This window comes from Pedobacter arcticus A12 (assembly GCF_000302595.1).
In the GTDB taxonomy this organism is placed as follows: domain Bacteria; phylum Bacteroidota; class Bacteroidia; order Sphingobacteriales; family Sphingobacteriaceae; genus Pseudopedobacter; species Pseudopedobacter arcticus.
The window spans coordinates 203,391-223,753 of record NZ_JH947125.1 but is presented as its reverse complement, the minus strand read 5'-3'; the positions used below and the strand labels follow the sequence as shown (position 1 = coordinate 223,753).

General features: G+C 37.7%; 10 protein-coding genes and 1 pseudogene. 6 read left to right on the top strand and 5 right to left on the bottom strand.

Going from position 1 to position 20,363, the window contains the following annotated elements:
* The first annotated feature begins 10 nt into the window (after positions 1–10).
* From B176_RS0102330 to B176_RS21520, 3 genes and pseudogenes are all read left to right on the top strand, one after another.
* Entirely contained in the window at positions 11–1,753 is a 1,743-nt protein-coding gene (locus B176_RS0102330; protein ID WP_017257162.1) for a RagB/SusD family nutrient uptake outer membrane protein, read from the top strand.
* A 112-nt stretch (positions 1,754–1,865) separates the two neighbouring features.
* A pseudogene (locus tag B176_RS18850) lies at positions 1,866–2,929 on the top strand (glycoside hydrolase family 27 protein).
* 32 nt (positions 2,930–2,961) lie between these two features.
* On the top strand, positions 2,962–3,024 hold the full coding sequence (locus B176_RS21520) for a hypothetical protein (RefSeq protein ID WP_316928463.1): 63 nt from the start codon (positions 2,962–2,964) through the stop codon (positions 3,022–3,024).
* 174 nt (positions 3,025–3,198) lie between these two features.
* On the opposite strand, the gene B176_RS20075 is transcribed toward B176_RS21520, so the two are convergent.
* The 4 genes from B176_RS20075 to B176_RS0102305 all read right to left on the bottom strand — a co-directional run bounded on the left by B176_RS20075 (position 3,199) and on the right by B176_RS0102305 (position 13,152).
* Positions 3,199–4,461, bottom strand: coding sequence for a family 16 glycosylhydrolase (locus tag B176_RS20075; protein WP_017257161.1), 1,263 nt, complete (start codon positions 4,459–4,461; stop codon positions 3,199–3,201).
* A 29-nt stretch (positions 4,462–4,490) separates the two neighbouring features.
* The gene (locus tag B176_RS0102315; protein WP_017257160.1) at positions 4,491–5,984 is read right to left on the bottom strand and encodes a RagB/SusD family nutrient uptake outer membrane protein; all 1,494 of its coding nucleotides are present in this window, start codon (positions 5,982–5,984) and stop codon (positions 4,491–4,493) included.
* 24 nt (positions 5,985–6,008) lie between these two features.
* The gene (locus B176_RS18840; RefSeq protein ID WP_161603006.1) at positions 6,009–8,987 is read right to left on the bottom strand and encodes a SusC/RagA family TonB-linked outer membrane protein; all 2,979 of its coding nucleotides are present in this window, start codon (positions 8,985–8,987) and stop codon (positions 6,009–6,011) included.
* A 142-nt stretch (positions 8,988–9,129) separates the two neighbouring features.
* Positions 9,130–13,152 carry a hybrid sensor histidine kinase/response regulator transcription factor gene (locus B176_RS0102305; RefSeq protein WP_017257158.1) on the bottom strand — a complete coding sequence of 1,341 codons (4,023 nt, stop codon included), beginning with the start codon at positions 13,150–13,152 and terminating at the stop codon, positions 9,130–9,132.
* Between the two features lie 196 nt (positions 13,153–13,348).
* On the opposite strand from B176_RS0102305, the gene B176_RS0102300 reads away from it, so the two are divergent.
* The 3 genes from B176_RS0102300 (at position 13,349) to B176_RS18835 (ending at position 15,834) form a co-directional block, all read left to right on the top strand.
* Positions 13,349–14,329: a glycoside hydrolase family 43 protein gene (locus tag B176_RS0102300; protein WP_026063108.1), complete on the top strand. Its 981-nt coding sequence runs from the start codon at positions 13,349–13,351 to the stop codon at positions 14,327–14,329.
* A gap of 135 nt (positions 14,330–14,464) precedes the next feature.
* Complete coding sequence (locus B176_RS0102295) at positions 14,465–15,289, top strand: LamG domain-containing protein (protein WP_017257156.1); 825 nt, start codon at positions 14,465–14,467, stop codon at positions 15,287–15,289.
* A 62-nt stretch (positions 15,290–15,351) separates the two neighbouring features.
* Positions 15,352–15,834 carry a CAP domain-containing protein gene (locus tag B176_RS18835; protein WP_017257155.1) on the top strand — a complete coding sequence of 161 codons (483 nt, stop codon included), beginning with the start codon at positions 15,352–15,354 and terminating at the stop codon, positions 15,832–15,834.
* Positions 15,835–15,916: 82 nt separating this feature from the next.
* On the opposite strand, the gene B176_RS0102285 is transcribed toward B176_RS18835, so the two are convergent.
* The gene (locus B176_RS0102285; RefSeq protein WP_154647866.1) at positions 15,917–19,951 is read right to left on the bottom strand and encodes a hybrid sensor histidine kinase/response regulator transcription factor; all 4,035 of its coding nucleotides are present in this window, start codon (positions 19,949–19,951) and stop codon (positions 15,917–15,919) included.
* Positions 19,952–20,363 lie beyond the last annotated feature (412 nt).

The window sequence follows — 20,363 nt, the reverse complement described above, 5'->3', positions numbered from 1 at the left end:
TTAAAAAAAAATGACAAAATTAAAATATGTAGGATTATTAGCACTTGCAATCCTCACCTCCTCTTGTGAAAAACTATTGCAAGAAGATCCAAAATTCTCTATCAACAGTAAAACCGCTTTTGAAACAGAGTCTACCGCCAATATTGCTTTAAATGGTTGCTATGGTTATTTAACAACAACCGCGGCCTACGGACAGCAAATTACCGAAGTATTAATTGCAACGTCTGGATTAGCGTGGTCACAAACCAATAAAAGCGAAAATGATTTAATGGCATCATTAACTACACCTGCAACAACTGGATTTATAAAAGTTGCTTGGGGATCTTACTATAAAGTAATTGGACAATGTAACTTCTTTATCAGTAGTGTAACAGCTAGTAACCTAAGCGACGATTATAAGAAACAGTCTATTGCTCAAGCTAAATTTTTAAGAGGTTTCGCTTACTTCAATTTGGCAAATATGTTTGGCGATGTTCCTTTAAGACTTGACCCAACATCTACAACTACTATTGCAGCGGGTAGAACAGCTAGAGCAACAATTTACGCTCAAGTAGAAAAAGATTGGCTAGAAGCAGCAGAAGATCTTAAAACAAAAGAGCAATTAGGCATTGGCGGCGTAGGAAAGGCAACTAAATATGCCGCATACGCTTATTTAGCTAAGTTCTACTTTACTTTAGCAAGCCATGATAACGTTTCTTCTTCTCCATACTGGGCAAAAGCTAAAGTTATGGGAGACAAAGTGATTTTAGATGGAAAGTATGATCTGGAACCCCTGTTTTCAAAACTTTTCACTAATTACATCAGCAACTCGCCAGAATCAATATTTCAGCTAAATTTCTCCACCACTTCTGCATCAACGGGCAATAGAACAAGTTGGGTAGTTTCTCCAGCAAACTCAACTACTGGAATTAGTTTCGGAAGAGAAAGATCTTCAAAAGCATTTTACGATTTATTTAAAGGAACATACATCGACGATCCACGAATTAACGTAACTTTTGCTACCACTTGGAAATCTTTAAATAACAATCAGCAACAGTTTTCTTACCCTTATGTAAGATCTGGTAATTTAGGAACCGCATCAGCTCCTATTTTTAAGGCAATTGACTCTATTAAGTATGAAACTTTAAGCAACCCAACAAATCCAAAGGTTTCTGAAGTAAGTGCTCTTTTCGCTACTAATTTTATTAAAAAAGTGGGTGACCATCAAGGTTGGCCATACTTTAAAAAGGCGATGGATGTTACCGCCACCGCTCAGTTTAGTAACAGGAATATCATCCTTTTCCGTTATGCAGATTTTCTTCTGCTAATGGCCGATGTGGAGAACGAGCTAAACAACAAAGACAAAGCTGTGGAATACATCAATAAAGTATTAACCAGAGCCCGCACATCTGCAACCCCAGCCAGTATCAACCCAAAAAATGTACTTGTCACAATTTCTAAAGACGACTTACGAGACAAGGTGTTTTTTGAAAGGTTGTTTGAACTAGGCGGTGAAGTAGAGACATTTTTTGACACCAGACGTAGAGGTGTTGATTACTTCAGTAAAATAGTGGTAGGCGTTCATAATAGCCATAACATTACCAATGCTTTTATTGATTTTGCCACAGCAAACGGTAATGTCACCAACTTTAGAGACCGCTTGTTGCCAGCAACTGCCGATTTATTAAAGAAAAACTTATTATTACCTATACCAACAGATGAGATAAACACCAATGATGAGATTGGTGAAAGCGACCAGAACTTTGGTTACTAATTTCTAATATTTTTTAATAGCTAAAACGGCAAACATCTGAAGAAGGTGTTTGCCGTTTTTAAATTAAGATTAAGTATTTTTAATTATTACGCATTACCAACAACAAAACCCGATGATTAAAACCATTTTTTTAAGACGATCAGTAATATCGTATTGTTATTATCCTGCAAAGCCCAAAGCCCTTAAATCGCCGATGATGGGTTGGAGCAGTTGGAATAATTTTAGAATACACATTGATGAAAAATTAATCCGCGAACAAGCAGATGCCATGATTTCTTCTGGTTTATATGATGCTGGCTATCGCTATGTCAATATCGATGATGGCTATTTTGAAGGCAGAGACAATAACGGAAAGCTTTTTGCTGATGCAGAAAATCTCCTTCGGGAATGAAAGCGCTTGCCGATTACATCCATAGTAAAAACTTGAAAGCGGGCATTTACACCGATGCTGGAACAAACACCTGCGGATCCATCTGGGACAAAGATCCAAAAGGATTTGGAGTGGGCATTTACGGATATATCGAACAGGATTGCAATTTGTTTTTTAAAGATTGGGGCTACAATTTTTTAAAAGTTGACGGGTGCGGTGGCGAAAAACAGAAACTAGATGAACAAACAGAATACCTTAAAATTATAAATACGGTAAAAGCCATTAATGCTGGCAACGTCTTTAACATCTGCCGTTGGAAATTCCCTGACGAATGGGCGATTAAAAAAGAGGACTCCTGGAGAATATCTGGAGACATTAGCGCCGGATTTTCTTCTATCCTATCAATAATCGATTTAAACGCCGACTTATACAAATATTCATCCGTAGGGCATTATAACGATATGGATATGTTACAAGTTGGAAGAGGGATGAGTTTTGATGAGGATAAAACCCATTTTTCAATGGGGGGTATGATGAACTCTCCTCTCCTTGCCGGCAACGATCTCAGAAACATGTCTAAACAAACCATCGATATTTTGACCAATAAAGAGGTGATCGCTTTAAACCAAAACCCTACATATAAACAAGCACAGCGAGTGCTGAGAGAAGGCAAAGTGGAAGTTTGGGTAAAATATAATACAGACGGTAATAAGGCAAAAGCAGTTGCTATCGTGAATCGTGGCGACAAGGAAGTTAATTTTAACTTGAATACAGAACAGCTTCAGCTAAACAAAAAATCTAGGTAAGAGATCTTTGGCTACATAAAAACTTAGGCGAAATTAAAAAGGGAAAAGCATTCGATATACCTGCTCATGGAATAATAGTGTTAAAAGTAACCTAGGTTTTACCTGTATCTAGATAATAATACTTAACTCGAGTTGTTTAAAAATCAGGCGTAATGATAAACTCTGATTCTTTTTGTGCCAAACGCAGTTACATTTAATCTTATAAACACAAAGGCTGTCTCCATAAAGAGACAGCCTTTTATTTCTACATTACCTTTTAAACGTTAAGGTTATTGAAGAGAAAAATCATCGCCATAAGCGGTACCTGTATTTGGTTTGTAAAAATACACGGTAGCCGACGTATTGGTAGATCCGGTTGTAAAAGTTACTGAACCTTGGGTATAACTAGTACTACTCATGATTTGATCTATTGCGCTACCTCCGTAGGCTTTAACACCCATTATAACAGACTGCCCTGATGCTGCTACTTTCGCATATCCAGAGAACGTGTAGGTAGTGTTAGGCGATAACCCTGTGATCACTTGTTCAATGGAGGTTTGACCGCCAGTCTCTTTTATAGCTTTAGTTCCGCTCCTTACATCGGTTGATACAACGGATGCAGTACCAGAAGGTTGCCAAGCGCCCCATGCGCCCAATGAACCGCTCTCAAAACCAGGGTTTGATGGTGCCGAAACTTTGTAAACACGCACATAATCCACCTGCATACTGAACGGAAGATCGGCATTCGTAATCGGTCCTGGCCAGCCTGCACCGCCGGCTTGGTTAAGTATGATGTAAAATGGAACATCAAAAGGCCACTGTTGCCACCCACCTCCATTAGCTCTATTATAGGTGTATTGCGCAGAACCATTTACAAAAAACTTAATAGAATTTGGATCCCATTCAATTGCGTAAGTATTGTAATTGTTCTGGCTAAACGTAGATATGTGTGTAGCTGTACTACCACCATTTGCATTGGTTACCTTGTTATTATGAATGGTTTGATGGATGAAGATTTCATTATTAACATGTTCCATAATATCAATCTCTCCGCAACCAGGCCAGGCAGCATGTTGTGTAGCTGATTCTGGCATCATCCAGATGGCTGGCCAAGAACCTCTTCCGCCTGTAAATTTAGCTCTTACTTCAATTTTCCCATAAGTCAAATTAAACTTTCCACTTGATTCCACACCACCAGAATGGTAAGGTACTGGATCACCAGAGATCGTCGCATTATCCATCTTTAAAACCAGATCAGTCCCGTTTTGAGAAGCATAGGCTGGAAGCTGAGTGATATACTTATTCCATGCAGATGTTTGTCTAGTGCAATGCTGCCATTTACTAGAATTAAAGCTCCCAGTTGAGTTAAACTCATCAGACCAAATGAGCTGATAATCTCCCGAACTTGATCCCATAACAGATCGTTTCATTTCTGTCTTTTGTTCGGTTACTTGAGTTTCAGTGGTTAAACTTTCTTTATTACATGCAGTAAATAAAGTGCAGATAAATAAAAGCTTCATTCCTACTTTTGGTGTTAAAAATCTTCTTTTCATATCAAGTGGTGTTTAATTTATTTCTTTGGTTATCTAACTATTGGAAGTGGTGCCCAATAAGAAGTATGCGTAGCATCATTAGGTACTGCTTTCAGAGGTTCTTCAGAAGCATGACGGTTTAATGTTGCTTTACCAACGGTTTCTGTACGGATTAAATCAAACCATCTTGCAGCGGGCTCACAACCTGCAAATTCCCATCCTCTTTCTTCTATAACGGCATCTCTGAATGCTGTTGGAGATAGCGCTGGCGTTAAAGGACCTAAACCTGCTCTTCCTCTCACGGCATTAACCGCATCGTATGCTGTTATATCAGCTCCTGTAGACATTGCTTTTGCTTCGGCATAAGTCAACAAAACATCAGCATAACGTAAGATGAAAACCGTATGACTTCCCCACCAATCGCTCATGGAGTGGTTTGTTTGGTTATACGAAATATCATCATTGTATTTAGTGAAATAAGGATGCTTGCGCAATAAGCCAGTATAATCAACGGGTTTGCTTACATCGTTACCTAAATAATAGGTTTTTCTGTAGGTGGCGTCTTTTCTCGGACCGGCAGGGAAGTTGTTGTAAAAAGAGATCTCTCCAAAAGCTTCATCCCAACCACCTTCTTCGCCTGGCATAAAGTTAGGGGGACCCATCTGGCTTCCATTCTCCCAAACACCGCCTGGAGCGTTATTGTTGTAGTAACAGCCAAAAACTGCCTCTTTGTTAAATTTGCCTTCCTTGGCAAAAATGTCGGCAAAACTGCCCATCAAGTCTATTTTATATTTCGCCTTGTTGTCGATTACCTCTTTGGCCTTAGTTGCAGCTAGAGCGTACTTATCCGCCTGCTTTAATGGCCATCCAGCCATGGTTAAATAAACACTGGCAAGCATTGCCTTTGCAGATCCTGCAGTTGGGAAGATATTTACACCGTTCTGTATTTTTACTCCCGTCCAACTATCTGGCAACATGGTTTCTGCCTTTTTTAAATCGGCTACGATCAATTCATACACCTTGTCAGGCGTTGAATTTGGGCGGTCCGCTACGATAACAGGCTCTGTGATTAGAGGAACCGATCCCCAAGATCTGGTTAAAAAGAAGTAACAAGTTGCTCTGTAAAACAAAGCCAAACCCGCCGCGTTATCTCTTTCAGCTGCAGTAGCGTCAGTAGCGTTTGGATAGTTGATGATTAAAGCATTTGACGATTTAATGGTCTTATAAAAATTATTCCACCATACGGCCATTCTGTCATTTGATGAGTTCGCTTGGAAAGTATCAAAGTCAGAAAAACTAATTTTATTTCCACCACGGAACGTCGTGATATCGTCAGCTCCAAACGTAATACTCATTCCACCGGTTTGGTTCCAGGCACCATTAAAGGTGAAAGCGATTCCTGTCATTGCTTGGTTAAGGTCGTTGCCGTTTTTGTAAAACGTTTTAGGAAGTATGCTACCCTTAGGGTCCTCTTCAAGGAAGCTTTTCTTACACGAAGTGGCAGCTGTTAACGCTACAATTAGTATTAAGATATATTTTTTCATTTTGTATTTTTTTATATTTTATGATTAAAAATTAACCCCAAGTCCAAGTGTTAATGTTTTTGGAGACGGGTACGCTCCTAAATCGATTCCTGCATCTGCATCACTTGCTGCTGGTGTAGACGTAGCCTCAGGATCAAATCCTTTGTATTTGGTAAAAGTAAGGTAGTTCTGAGCGCTTGCAGTAATCTTAATCGACGATAGTTTTTTGATAAGAGTTTGTGGTACACTATAAGATAAACTCACATTTTTTAATCTCACGTAACTACCATCTTGTAAAAACTGAGTAGATTCTACGTAGTTTCTGTTGGTTTTACTTGCAGGGTTTGCCCATACAGCACCTCTATTTTGTGGCGTCCAGTAATTCACAGTTTCTTGTAGGGTCGGATAAGCCACGTCACTAGTTGGCACTGCTGTGGAAGCATATGTGGCGTTAAATATTTTGTTTCCAAATGAACCTTGGAAGAAAACATTTAGCTCAAAAGCTTTGTACGTAAAGTTGTTATTAAAACCTAGTTGTACTTTAGGTGTTGCAGATCCTGAAATCACTCTATCCTCATAACCAATGCTATTGTTTCCACTTACATCAGTATAGCGATTGTCTCCTGCTTTGTAGCCTAAAGTTGCATCATCCTGGCTGTAGATTCCTTGCCATGGTATTAAATAAAAAGCACCTAAAGGCTCACCTACTTTTACAGTTTGAATTTCAGTGTTAATTAAGCCACTTCCTGTTTTAGCTCTGAAAACCATATTATCTTTTCCTAAACTCACTACTTTATTCTTGTTGAAGGCTATATTAAATCCTGTATTCCAGCTAAAGTTGTCAGCAGTTATGGCTTTTGCATCAATCGCAAATTCAAATCCTTTGTTATTAACCTTACCGATGTTTTTTAGCAATGATCCACCGCCGTCATAGTTGTCTATTTTGGTAAATAACAATAAGTTGTCGGTGTTTTTATTATAATAATCGGCAACAATGGTTATCCGGTTGCCAAACAATCCTAAATCAATACCTAAATCTATTTGTTTAGTAGTTTCCCACTTCACATCTGGCGTTGCCGGGCTTCCTGCGGTGTACCCTTGCGTATGACTTAGCGTACCAAAAGAGTATAGTACCGGATTAAGCAATCCCAAAGTACTATAGGCATTGATACCTTGGTTACCTATCTCTCCCCAACCACCTCTAAGTTTTAATTCTGATATAAATTTTATATCCTTGATGAACTGCTCTTCAGACAATTTCCAACCTAAACTAAACGACGGGAAATTTCCCCACTTATTTGATCCCTGAAATTTGGAGGAACCATCGCGTCTTAAAGAAGCTGTTGCCAAATATTTATTATTGAAACTATAAGCGACTCTTCCCATGAAAGACAACAACGTATTTTTCGAATATCCAGACGAAATACTTTGTGAGCCATTCAAACCTAAATTGTAATATCCGTTACTTGTGCTTGATAGGTTAGAACCGTTTGCTGCAAAATTTGTAAACGTTGAGGATGTGTTTTCAGCCAACGCAGTTGCTGTTAAATCATGCTTTTGATTAAAGTTTTTATGGAAAGTTAACACATTACTATTTTGGAAAGTATAGGCTTCTGATAACCCTTGGCTGGAGCCCATGTTGGTGGGATTCATCCATTTATTTCTTAACGAGGCCGATTTGCTAATTAATGCATCTAAGCCAGCATTCACAGATAAACTCAACCAATCTGTAAAATCATACTTAATTCTCCCGTTAAAAATACCTGCATTACTGAAATTTCTTCCTTCAGATTCTTTTAACGTCATATATGGGTTTAACCAAATTGGCGAAATAGCGTTTCTGTTATAAGCTCCGGTGGCTTCATCATCATACACCTTTTCTGTTGGTGCCCAGGTAATACCGGCCATTACAGGATTACCTTTATATCCCAAATCGCCATTGTTTTTAGAATTGGTACGCTGTGCTACTACATTTAATCCAAAAGAAAGTTTTTCGTTAATTTTAAAATCAAGATTACTTCTAAGTCCATATTTTTCTTGGTTGGTGTTAATTAGCAAACCATTTTGGTCAATATAATTAGCCGAGACAAAATACTTTGCTTTTTCGGCGCCTCCAGATAATGATAACTGGTGACTTTGGGTAGTCGCATTATCAAACAAAAGATTTTGCCAATCAGTACTTTTACCAGCAAACTGTGCCGGATTTGGAAAAACTGAAAGCCCCGTTCTTAAGTTAGCTTGTTCAGCATAAGTAACAGCATCCATCAGATCGTACTTTTCCATTGCTTTGTTTGAACTCACAAAAGCATTATATGATATTTTATTTTTACCCGCTACACCTTTTTTAGTAGTCACGATAATTACTCCGTTTGCTCCACGAGACCCATACACAGCAGTGGCAGAAGCATCTTTCAATAACTCCATAGACTCTATATCATTAACGTTGATATCTTGTAAGTCGAGACTAGTTAGGGCAACCCCATCAACCACATATAAAGGAGAGTTATTATTGTTTACAGAATTAGCTCCTCTAATTCTGATTTTTGTTTGACCGCCTGGCGCTCCAGAATTGTTTGTTACTGATACACCAGCTACACGCCCTTGTAAAGCTGCAGAAACATTTAAAACCGGCTGATCTTTGTAAGCTTTTGAATTAAGTGTAGAAACTGCACCCGTTAGATCAGATTTCTTTTGTACACCGTAGCCTATTACCACTACACTTTCTAAAAGCTTTGTATCCTCTAATAAGGTAACTTCAATTTTTGAATTGCCTTTCACAGACATTGTTTGCACTTTAAAACCTAAATAGCTAAAGTACAAGGTTGCATTGTCTGCAACCGAAATTTTAAATTCACCGTTACCATTAGTCTGTGTAGCGGCACCATTTTTATCGCTCACAGCAACGCCCATAAGTGGCGCTCCATTCTGATCTTTTACGGTTCCGTTTACGACTCGCTGAGCGAATGCATTAATACTCCAAATGGAATAAATAATAAAGAAAAAAGTAAGTTTTTTTAAATTCATAACGAAATAAATTAATTGGTTTAAACGAATGTAAAGACCATGTAAAATAATTACAGGGGGATAAATCATTTAAAATGGGGGTAAAATCCGTAAGATTGTTACATTGAGATTTTGGGAGGGTTATAAAAAAAACTAGAAGCCACTAGCGGACAATGGTACCATCCTGATTAAAATTATTCCGGTATTTGCGGATGTACTCTGAAGGTTTCATCCCAAATAGATTAAAGAAGTGTAGACGAAAATGTTTCACATCGGCAATACCTACCTCAAACGAAGCCTGATTGATGTTATAGTTGCTTTTCAGCATCAACACTGCCGCTTTGCGAAGTCTGATGGACCGGATAAACCCATTTACCGTTAAGCCTGAAATGGTCTTCACCTTTTTGTACAGATTGGAATGACTCATCCCCATTTCCGTAGCCAATTTTTGAACGTTGAAATCACTGTTATCTATGTTTGACTCAATGATAGTGATGCACCTGTCTAAAAAGTACTTGAACTCCGAAGGTACCTTTGAGTTATTGTTCTGCAAAGTAACGGTCTCCAGAAAATACTGCTGGAGCCTATTGCTGTTTTCCAGCAGACTGGTGATTTTGGCTACCAGCAATGCCTTATCGAAAGGTTTTACGATATAATCTACAGCACCGCTTTCTATCCCGTCAAGTTTTGCCTCTTTGGTGTTGTCCCCTGTCAGTAGCACAATAGGAATATGACTGATATTGATATCTTCTTTCACTTTCCTACAGAGTTCAGCACCTGTTAGTCCCGGCATCGCCAAGTCAGAGATAATCAGATCAGGTACCAACTCTTGCGCCATGTCCAGTCCGCTTATCCCATTATCTGCCTCGTAAATGATATTGTTTGCGCTAAAAATATTTTTGATGTACTGCCTGATCTCGGTGTTGTCGTCTATAATGAGAAGAGATTTTTTTTCGGAAACTGCAACGTTTGGACGGATTTTCTTTTCCTCTTTCCTTATAGATGGCTCTATTTCCTCCGGACTTATTATTTCTCCGAGACTGGCTAGACTAAAAGTAGTGTCCGCCACATCAGTGGGTTCGCCTGATAATTTATTGAATAAGGGTAGACTGATATAAAAAACCGTACCCTTTCCCAGTTCGCTCTGGTAGGATATTGTACCATTTTGTTGCTCTATGATTTTCTTTGCCAGATAAAGACCGATACCAAACCCTTTGGATTTTACTTTTTTGTCCCGTTTTATCTGATAAAAGTTATCAAATAGTTTCTCTTCTACTTCTTTGCCTATACCTATACCATTATCTTTCACCTCTATAAGCACCTGCTTCTCATCGGTACGTACCTTTAAACTGATTTTCCCTCCGTCACTGGTAAATTTCACCGCATTTCCTAAAATATTAAACAAAGCTATCTCTGTTTTTTCGCGATCTATTTGCATATCCAGCTTCTCAAAGTCGCACAGAAAGGTATATTCGATATTTTTGCTCTTGGTCTGCTGTGTGAAATAAGAATAGATTTCTTTGCAGAATGAAACAAAATCCAGTTTTGAATATACAGGATCTGCAAATTCGTTCTCCACCTTTCTAAATAGCAATAGTTGATCCACCAAGTTCATCAGCCGCTTGGTGCTTCGGTAGGCAATGTCTAGGTCTGCGGTTGGGTGGTTTTGTCCCATCAGCTCCTGCAAAGGATTCAAAATCAGCGTTAAGGGTGTTCTAAATTCATGAGAGATGTTGGTGAAGAACGTCATTTTCTTTTCGTTGAGGTCCTTTTCCTTTACAACCTGTAACCTAGCGAAATCAACCTCATAAGCGAGTCTAATCTGGCGTGACCTGTACCTGATAAATGTGTAAATCAATAACGCAACAGCTAACACATAAATCAAATAAGCCCACCAAGTGCGGTAAATAGGAGGCAACACAACTATTGTCAATAAAGTCTCTTCGTTTTTCGCGAGATTACCTTGCTCGCTCAATTTCACTTTAAAATGATAAGTACCTTCCGCCAGCCGATTATAAATAACCTCTTGATTCTTACCTTCTACGCTCCACGTTTTATCCCATCCTTCTAAATAATAAGCATAATTTTTACATGTTTTATTTGAATATATTGGTGAGCTAAAATTGAGTAAAATTGTTGCTTCACTAAAAGGAATTTCTAGTTTTAAGATTTTCTGGTCGTTCTGCTTGGTAATATACTTTAGCTTATTTGCGATAGGTTTATGGTCAATTAACAGTCCTGTTAAAAAAATCTTGTGCTTTTTGTAATAGTTTTTAAAGCTCTCTGGGTTTATGATATTAAGTCCCTTAATGCCACCAAACAACATATATCCGTTACTTAGATTTAATGAGGCATTATAAGAAAGTTCATTGCTAAGTAAACCTGATCCTGTATCTATGGTATTAAAGTTTTTACTTTTGAGATTGAATATGGATATTCCGTCCAGCGTATTTAGCCAAAGATTACCCTGTCTATCACTAATAATTTTGAGTACAGAATTGTTGGCCAAACCATTAGCTTCTGATAAGCGAATTATTCTATGGGTTTTGGTATCAAATTGTTGAAGTCCCCCGCCTTCTGTGGCAAGCCAAAGTTTGTTGTCTTTTGCCTTTTTAATATCACGTACCGCCGAACCAATGTGATAAAAACTATGCTTCATATTGACCTTGTCAATTTTAATCAAAGCTTCATACGTTCCTGCCCATAGCTGCTTGCGATCATCTTCAAAAAAGCTCAAAATATTCACTAATTTGGTATCATAGCTTACAAAGGCGTCTTGCTTATTATCGAAAGTGTAGAGTGCGCCATCTAAACAGGTTCCCAACCATATCTTTCCGCTACGATCTTGAAAAAGTTTCCAAGTATTTTTATCTATTTTTTTGCTTTTGGGATTTATGCAGTCGTAATGTTTGAAGGTGTTGCTTTGTTCTTCATAACGCAGTACACCTCCTCCCCAAGTACTTATCCAAATTCTGTTTTCCTTGTCGGTAAGGATAGACGTAATGTAATTGCTAGATAACGATGGTTGTGTTTTTGTAGAATAAGATATAAGCGTTTTAGTCTTTAAATTCAGCTGACCTAAGCCGTAACCATCTGTCCCAATCCAAATATTTTTATTTTTGTCTTCTCCTAAAGAGAGAATCTCTTTATCTAATAAACTCCTGCTATTAATACCCGTTATATTCTTGAGGTCCCATATACCGTTGGCTACGGAATCTATTAAAATACCGCCATGTCTTAAGGTTCCAACCCAAACTCTCCCCTCTCTATCCGGATAGATACAAAATATTGACTTCCCAACATCATCTATTGGGATTTGGAAATCATAATTTTTTGGTGCATCTAAATTTGTAGTCTGCTTTATAAGTACACCGTCACCATCTGAAGAAATCCATAAAGTTCTATTTTTTACTGCAAGATTAACTAATCTATTTCTACTGGTGTAAACCTGATTAAGTTTACCTCTATTGTACTGATATAAACCATCATCGTTAGCTAACCATAACCTCCCTGCATCGTCCAAAGCCAAAGCATTGTTGTTAGTGATTTGTTTATCAACGAAATGAAGCGACTTGGTCTTATAGCTATAAGCCAATAAGCCCACGTTACGTCCAGTAACCCAAATTCCTTCTTTCGCAATTACCATTGCAGAGGCAGGGAAGCTGCTTTGTTCATCAGAAGATAAACCTTCAATGGTCACTTGTCTTAATACGTTTTCTCCATTTTTACACGTTAACAAGCCCCCATTTGTGGTGGTCGCAAATATATTACCTTGAGCGTCTACCTTCACAGCAGTAATGTTAGATTGTAACAGTTCTTTCAGCCCATTTCTAATTAAATAAGGATGGCTGAAAGAATCGGATACAGGATCATAGATGTTTAATCCACGACTTGTACCTACCCATATTTTGCCTTTCTTATCCTCAGCAATACAAGCCACCCAGTTGCCGTCGATGGAATTTGTTTGATTGAATTGGTGACGATAAACCTTAAAATCCTTTCCGTTATACCTATTTAAACCGTCATGTGTTCCTATCCATATAAATCCCCTTTTATCTTGAAACACCGTATTTATCGAGCTGTTTGATAAACCTTGGTCTACATTTATTCGCCTCTCAGACAAAGAGGTTTGAGCTACAAGAGGACTTGAGAATAAAATAGATAAGATTAAAATGTAGCGAAACATGTGTTGGCTATTAGGCTTGGTTGGCTGAATTTACATAAAATAAAAATATATGCAAGAGCGTGGAAACGATTTCGGCTTGTTGTTGCTTCTTTTCCGAATTTGCCCCTAAACAAAACGATTTCCACCACTTTCTGTCCAACACTTTAGCCTTAACCTTGTATCAAGCTAACCTTACCCTTAACCTTTTTTAAAAAATATGCGAACACTAATTATTTCTTTCTGTTTAATGCTAAACACATTTGTTGCTCTTAGCCAATCTACTAAAGTTAAAATGATGACCGACACGGATGGCAACGCTATAAATGCTCATGGCGGAGGTATCTTGTATTATGGAGGAACTTACTATTGGTATGGAGAACTAAAATCCGGCCCCACCTATAAAGTCCCGGACTCTGACTGGGAAAACTACAGAGTGAAGGCAGGTGGGGTTTCCTGTTACTCGTCTAAAGACCTTAAGAATTGGAAATTTGAAGGTGTCGTACTTCCTTCCAACAAGGTAGATAAAAAGCATGACCTACATACCTCAAAAGTGATTGAGCGCCCAAAAGTTATCTATAATAAAAAGACTAAGAAATTTGTAATGTGGATGCACATTGACTCTGAAGATTATTCTTACGCCCGATCTGGTGTTGCAATAAGCGATTCGCCTGTGGGGCCCTTTATTTACAAAGGAAGTGTTAGACCAAACGGCAATATGGCTAGAGATATGACTTTGTTTGTAGATGACGATGGAAAAGCTTACCATTTCTACTCTTCAGAAGAAAACGCAACGATGCACATCAGTTTATTAACCGATGATTATTTAAGCCACACCAAAACAGACATAAGAATACTAATAGGTGATAAACGCGAAGCACCCGCAGTTTTTAAGTACAATTCTAAATACTATTTGGTTAGCTCGGGATGCACTGGCTGGTCACCCAACGAAGCAAGCTACGCAACCGCGGATAGCATTTTAGGCAACTGGACAACACAAACGAATCCCTGTGTAGGAAAAGATGCAGATAAAACATTCTACGCTCAAAGTACATTCGTGTTGCCAGTAATTGGGAAGCCCGGAAAATTCTTTTTCATTGCTGACATGTGGAATAAGCTGGATTTAAAAAGCTCGAAATATCTCTGGTTACCATTACATCTAAATGCCAACGGTGTGCCGATTATTAGTAATACTAAATAAAATAAATGCCCTTTTAACAAATCAGATCCGGTTAAGAAAGCTTGATAGTATGTGATTTCTGCCCACCAAATCGGTCATTTTCCTATTAATATGGAGTATTTATTTACATAAAAATAAAACCAATAATTAAGTAAAATGAAAAATCAGAATTTAAAATCAATCATCACCGGCGGATTTATCTGCCTCGCCGTTTTATCTTGTAAAAAAGAGAAAGCGGAAAACACTGTAAAAGAAGGTGTAAAAGCATGGGAAATCATTTTAGACGGAAGCTCCTTTGCCAATTACACTGCTTTTGACTCAAAATGGAACTATAATTATCCATGGGGAACGGATCATAATGGGACCGCAAGGATGGTTGGCAGTTCATCTAACCATAGTCAGCTTTCTCTTTCGGGAGGTGTGCTAACTATTAAAGCAACCCGCCTTTCTTCCTCTCCGGGAAACAGTACGGCTAATGGCTTTACCAATGTACCCATCTGGTATTACTCGGGAGCCTGCCATGCAAAACAACAAATAACAATCAACGACCAGTTTTCTGCTTACACTGTTCAAGGAGATTTCAAGGTTCCAACAGTAAAAGGTACATGGCCAGCATTTTGGATTACGGGTGTGAGCTCATGGCCTCCAGAAAGTGACATTATGGAGTTCAAAGGAAAATCAATTGTTTGGCAAAACACTTATGATGGCTCCTGGGAAGAAAAGTTAACTGCTGTTTCAAACGCTGGAAATTATCACAATTATAAAGCCTGGTATCACAAGATAAATGCAACAGATGTAGAGTGTCACTATTATATCGATAATGTGTGGGTTGCCGGTCATGTCATGAGCAATGCTGTAAATAAGCCGATGTGGCTTATTATCAATATGCAGATGGAAGGAGCTAGCGGATCTCCGGGTCCTTCTGGCAACACTACGTTTAGCGGAAAAAACATTTCCATTGGACGTGAGCGAAATTGGTAATTAAATATTTAAATTTAAGGGGGTTGTAACTAAACCCCCTTTTTTATACGTTTCAAAATTATATGTTGAATAGTAAAAACCTGATTAAAATTTTATTTATCCTTTTTTATACCACCGTTACAGGTTGTAAAAAAGAGGAGCTACCAGCTGGCGAAAAGCGATCGAAATTAGTGATGCAACAAATAAACATATTGAGAGTTTCGGGGTGTAAATGTGGAGATGAATTTATGCCAGCCGTTTCGCCCCTTTTAATTAACACACAACTGGAAACTGCTGCTAAAAAACATGCTACAGACATGTTCATATCAAAATATTTTGATCATGTGTCGCTTTCAGGAAAAACACCAAGTGACAGAGTTTATGATGCCGGTTATGATGGAGTTTTCATTGGAGAGATTTTAGCGCAGGGATATTTTAACGCTGAAAAAGCAGTAAATGCTTGGCAACAGAGCGTAAGTCACTGTAAATCGATGATGAACCCTGATGCTAAAGAAATAGGTGCGGCCGAAGACCAAGGTTATTACGTAGCAGAATTTGGTAATTAACGCTCTTTCGTTACATTTAACAGTTTTAAAACTAATAAATGTCATAGATAATTAGGAATTGTAAATCCCTGAGACAAGCAAATTATCGAACAATAGTGCTATCCTGATTAAAATTATTCCTGTATTTTCTGATGTATTCTGAAGGCTTCAGCCCAAAGAGTTTAAAGAAATGCAGACGGAAATATTTAACATCGGCGATACCTACCTCAAATGAAGCTTGGTTGATGTTATAATTGCTTTTCAGCATCAAAACAGCTGCTCTACGCAGTCTGATGGACCTGATAAACGCGTTAACCGTTAAGCCTGAAATTGCTTTAACCTTTTTATAAAGATTCGAATGGCTCATCCCCATTTCCGTGGCTAATTTTTGGACGTTAAAATCATTATTATCTATGTTTGACTCAATAATAGTGATGCACCTATCCAAAAAGTACTTGAATTCTGAAGGCACTTTTGAACTACTGTTTTGTAAGGTAATCGCTTCCAAAAAGTACTGTTGAAGCCTATTATTATTATCTAATAAGCTTGTGATTTTAGCGACCAATAGAGCTTTATCAAAAGGCTTTACGATATAATCTACAGCACCGCTCTCGATCCCGTCAAGTTTTGCCTCTTTTGTATTGTTCCCTGTCAGCAATACAATAGGAATATGGCTGATATTGATATCATTCTTTACTTTTTGACAGAGTTCAACCCCGGTTAATCCTGGCATTGCTAAATCAGAAATAATCAAATCTGGTAACAGTTTCTGAGCCATTTCTAATCCAGTTAAGCCGTTATCTGCTTCGTAAATGATGTTGTTCTGGCTAAAAATATCTTTGATGTACTGTCTGATCTCGGTGTTGTCATCAATGATGAGAAGAGATTTCTTTTCAGAAATGGCTACGTTGGGACGTGTCTTCTTATCTTCTTCTCTTATCGCAGGATCTAATGTTTCCGGATTTATTATTTCTCCAAGACTGGTCAAACTAAAAGTATTTTCCAAGTTATCCATCGTGGATATCGACAATTCATTAACTAGCGGAAGGCTGATATAAAAAACGGTTCCTTTGCCTAATTCGCTTTTATAGGATATTGTACCATTTTGTTGCTCAATGATTTTTTTAGCTAGATAAAGGCCAATCCCAAATCCTCTAGATTTTACTTTTTTATCAGGTTTTATCTGATAAAAATTATCAAACAGCTTCTCGCCCACTTCTTTGGCTATTCCTATTCCATTATCTTTAATCTCTACGAACACTTGTTGCTCATTTGTACTTATTTCTACACTAATTTTTCCGCCATCACCCGTGAATTTCATCGCATTTCCTAATATATTAAACAAGGCTATCTCTGTTTTTCCGCGATCTATTTGCAAGTCTAGCTTCTCATAGGCACATAAAAAGCTGTATTCAATATGTTTACTTTCGGCTTGTTGTGTGAAATAAGAATAAATTTCTTTACAAAAGGAAACGAAATCCACTTTTGAATAACTCGGCTCCCCAAACTCATTCTCTACCTTTCTAAAAAGTAGTAGCTGATCAACTAAGTTCATCAATCTTTTTGTACTTCTGTAAGCGATATCCAGTTCTGCCGTCGGATTGTTTTGCACTATTAGCTCTTGTAAAGGATTTAAAATAAGCGTTAACGGTGTTCTAAACTCATGCGAGATATTTGTAAAAAAAGCAAGTCTCTTTTCATTCAGTTCTTTTTCGCGTTCCTTTTCTCGTATAGATTCTAAAATTCTATATTCTGTTTCACGCTTTTCTGCCTTGTACCTATAATATAACACAAATACGCCAACTACCAGACCTACATATACTGCATAAGCCCACCAGGTCAGATACCAAGGTGCTAAAACCCTAATATCAAGCAGGTGTATTGGCGACAGCCAATTTCCCATTCTATCTGTCGACTTTGCATATAGCTTATAGTTACCTATCGGGAGTCTACCATAATTCGCAGCTCTTATATTTTGGCTGTAATTCCAATTCTTCTCCAATCCGCCTAACAAAAACGCGTACTGAATCTTATCCGCTGAAGAGAATTCTGGCATCACAAAGTCAAAAGAAACATTCGCCTGCGAATAAGGAATAGTCAAAACAGTAATTCGATCAGAATTAACTTTAGTGACATAACGGGCGTTTTCTTTGATATCTACGTTGTTGATTCTAATACCATCAAGGCTTATGTTGAAAGGTTTAATATTAAAATGACTCCGGTCTGCATCTAAAGGATTGAAAACATTAAACCCTTTAATTCCACCAAATACAAATTCATGATCAGAAATTGCAAAGGCCGCGTTGTAATTAAACTGATTATTCTGTAATCCATCAGATTTAGTGTAGGTGTTAATTTTTTGCGTACTGATGTTGAAACTACTGATTCCATTATAGGTACTCATCCACAAAAAGCCATTTTTGTCCTCAAGGATATTAAGTATAGAATTATTAGAAAGTCCATTTTCTACGGTAAATCGTTGATAAGTTTTGGTTTGCGGATTAAATTTAAGTAGCCCCCCTCCTTCTGTACCTACCCAGATTTGACTTTTTGCATCTTGGTGAATCGCCCTTATTTGATAACCTATGAAAAATGAGATATGTTTCTTTTTTATTCTATCAACTTTAATTACAGATGTCCGGTTTCCTACCCACAAATCACCGTTTTTATCTTCAGCGAAGCACAATACGCTTTTTAACCCATCGTCAAATAAGTCAAAGTTATCGGTAGAAGGGTTATAGCAATACAATCCGCCGTTAAAACAACTTGCCCATATCGTACCGTTTGTGTCCTCAAATACTCGCCATCCAAATCTGTCAAAAGATTTAGTTTTTGTATTGTATAGCTTATAGTTTTTAAACCCATTCTGCTTCTTAATGTGCCTATTTACACCGCCAGACCAGGTGTTGATCCAAATATCGCCTTTCTTATCTTCGATAATGTCCGTTACTTTGTTGTTACTGATGGACTGGCTATTGTCGGGTTGGTGTTGATAGCTGATAAAGCTTTTCATTTCTTCATCCCATTTTTTTATCCCGTTCCCATCTGTTCCCACCCACAAACTTCCCTCACTATCCTTACATATAGCCAAAACAAAATCAGCATTTAAATTAGTTTTGTTATCCAGTACATGAGAGTAGGTTTGAAAAAACAATTTATTTTCATCAATCAGTACGATCCCGCTTCTTAAACTTGCTATCCATTTTCTATCTTCTTTATCTTCAAAAGTGGTATAAACTACCGGATTTTCTAAAAAGCGGTTCTGATTTTTCGGTTTATAGTTATAAAAATTATTTTTTGGAATGTCCAGTATAAGTACGCCTTCGCCATCTGAAGATATCCACAACTTCTTTTCTTGATCTATACTAAGATGTGTTATTTTTATATTCTTCTTTGAAATGGATAATTCTCCGGTACTGGCATATTTATATAATCCCTTGTCGGTTCCAATCCATATATTTTTGAAATCGTCTGCTAATATAAAGTTACCAGCTTTTAAGGCGCCTTCTCTACGCACCAACCTTTTTGATTTTTCCTCATAAGTATAAAGTCCTAAACCATTTACCAGCACCCAAATCTTTTTATCGGGGCCAACAGTAACTGCCCCCGCGTTATAGTTATATACCGCTTTATTATTTATCCAAATGGGAATGTTTTTAGCAAAGTTGGAGTTTGATTTATAGATTAAAAGACCAGCTGTTTCAGAAGCAATTACTATAGTTCCCGGAGAGCTCTCTTTAATCATATTCACCCTTCCTTTGACACCCTCTACCTTACGGCTCTTTTGATCAAAAAATCTCAGCTGATCGAATTTTGCATTCAGTATATCATACCTGCTCACGCCTCCTTCTGTCCCTATCCATAAATTACGGCTGCTATCTTGTTCGATGCAGAGTACTGTATTATTGATCAGAGAGTTTGAGTTGGATAAACTGTGCCGGAAAGTAATGAATTTGTACCCATCAAATCGGTTAAGCCCATCGTAGGTTCCTATCCATACAAAACCTTTATGATCTTGATATATACTGGTTACCTCGTTGTTTGATAGTCCGTTGCTGGTATCCAAATGCTGAATACTGGCATATGAACAGACACCAAACAATAGCAGGATTACTTGTAAAGTTAGGAAGCGGGTCAATATTGGTTTAAAATAACTTGCCCGAAGTTATAAATATCGATTGCTAAATCAAATACATATATAATAATTTCCAAAAAATTGATGAACCTTAGAATCTGAGGCAAATAGTTTTTTACGATTTAGATTTTAAGCATCTTATCCTTGTCATTTAAGGAGCACTAAATATTTGCTGAAAAACTTCGAATCCAAAAAAGACGAAAAATTTGAGTTTGACTTTGCCTTTCAGATATAAAGATTAAAAAATGCATCTTACGGATTATACCCCCTTTTTTTACGAGAACCACCACCATTGATGCGTATGTAGCTCATTAATTTGCAACAACTTCCAACTGCTCTGTTTACTGAGGTAATTAAAATTTAAATCGATTAGAATATATTAAACAAAACAGCTCTTTTTTAGCTAGTTGTACCC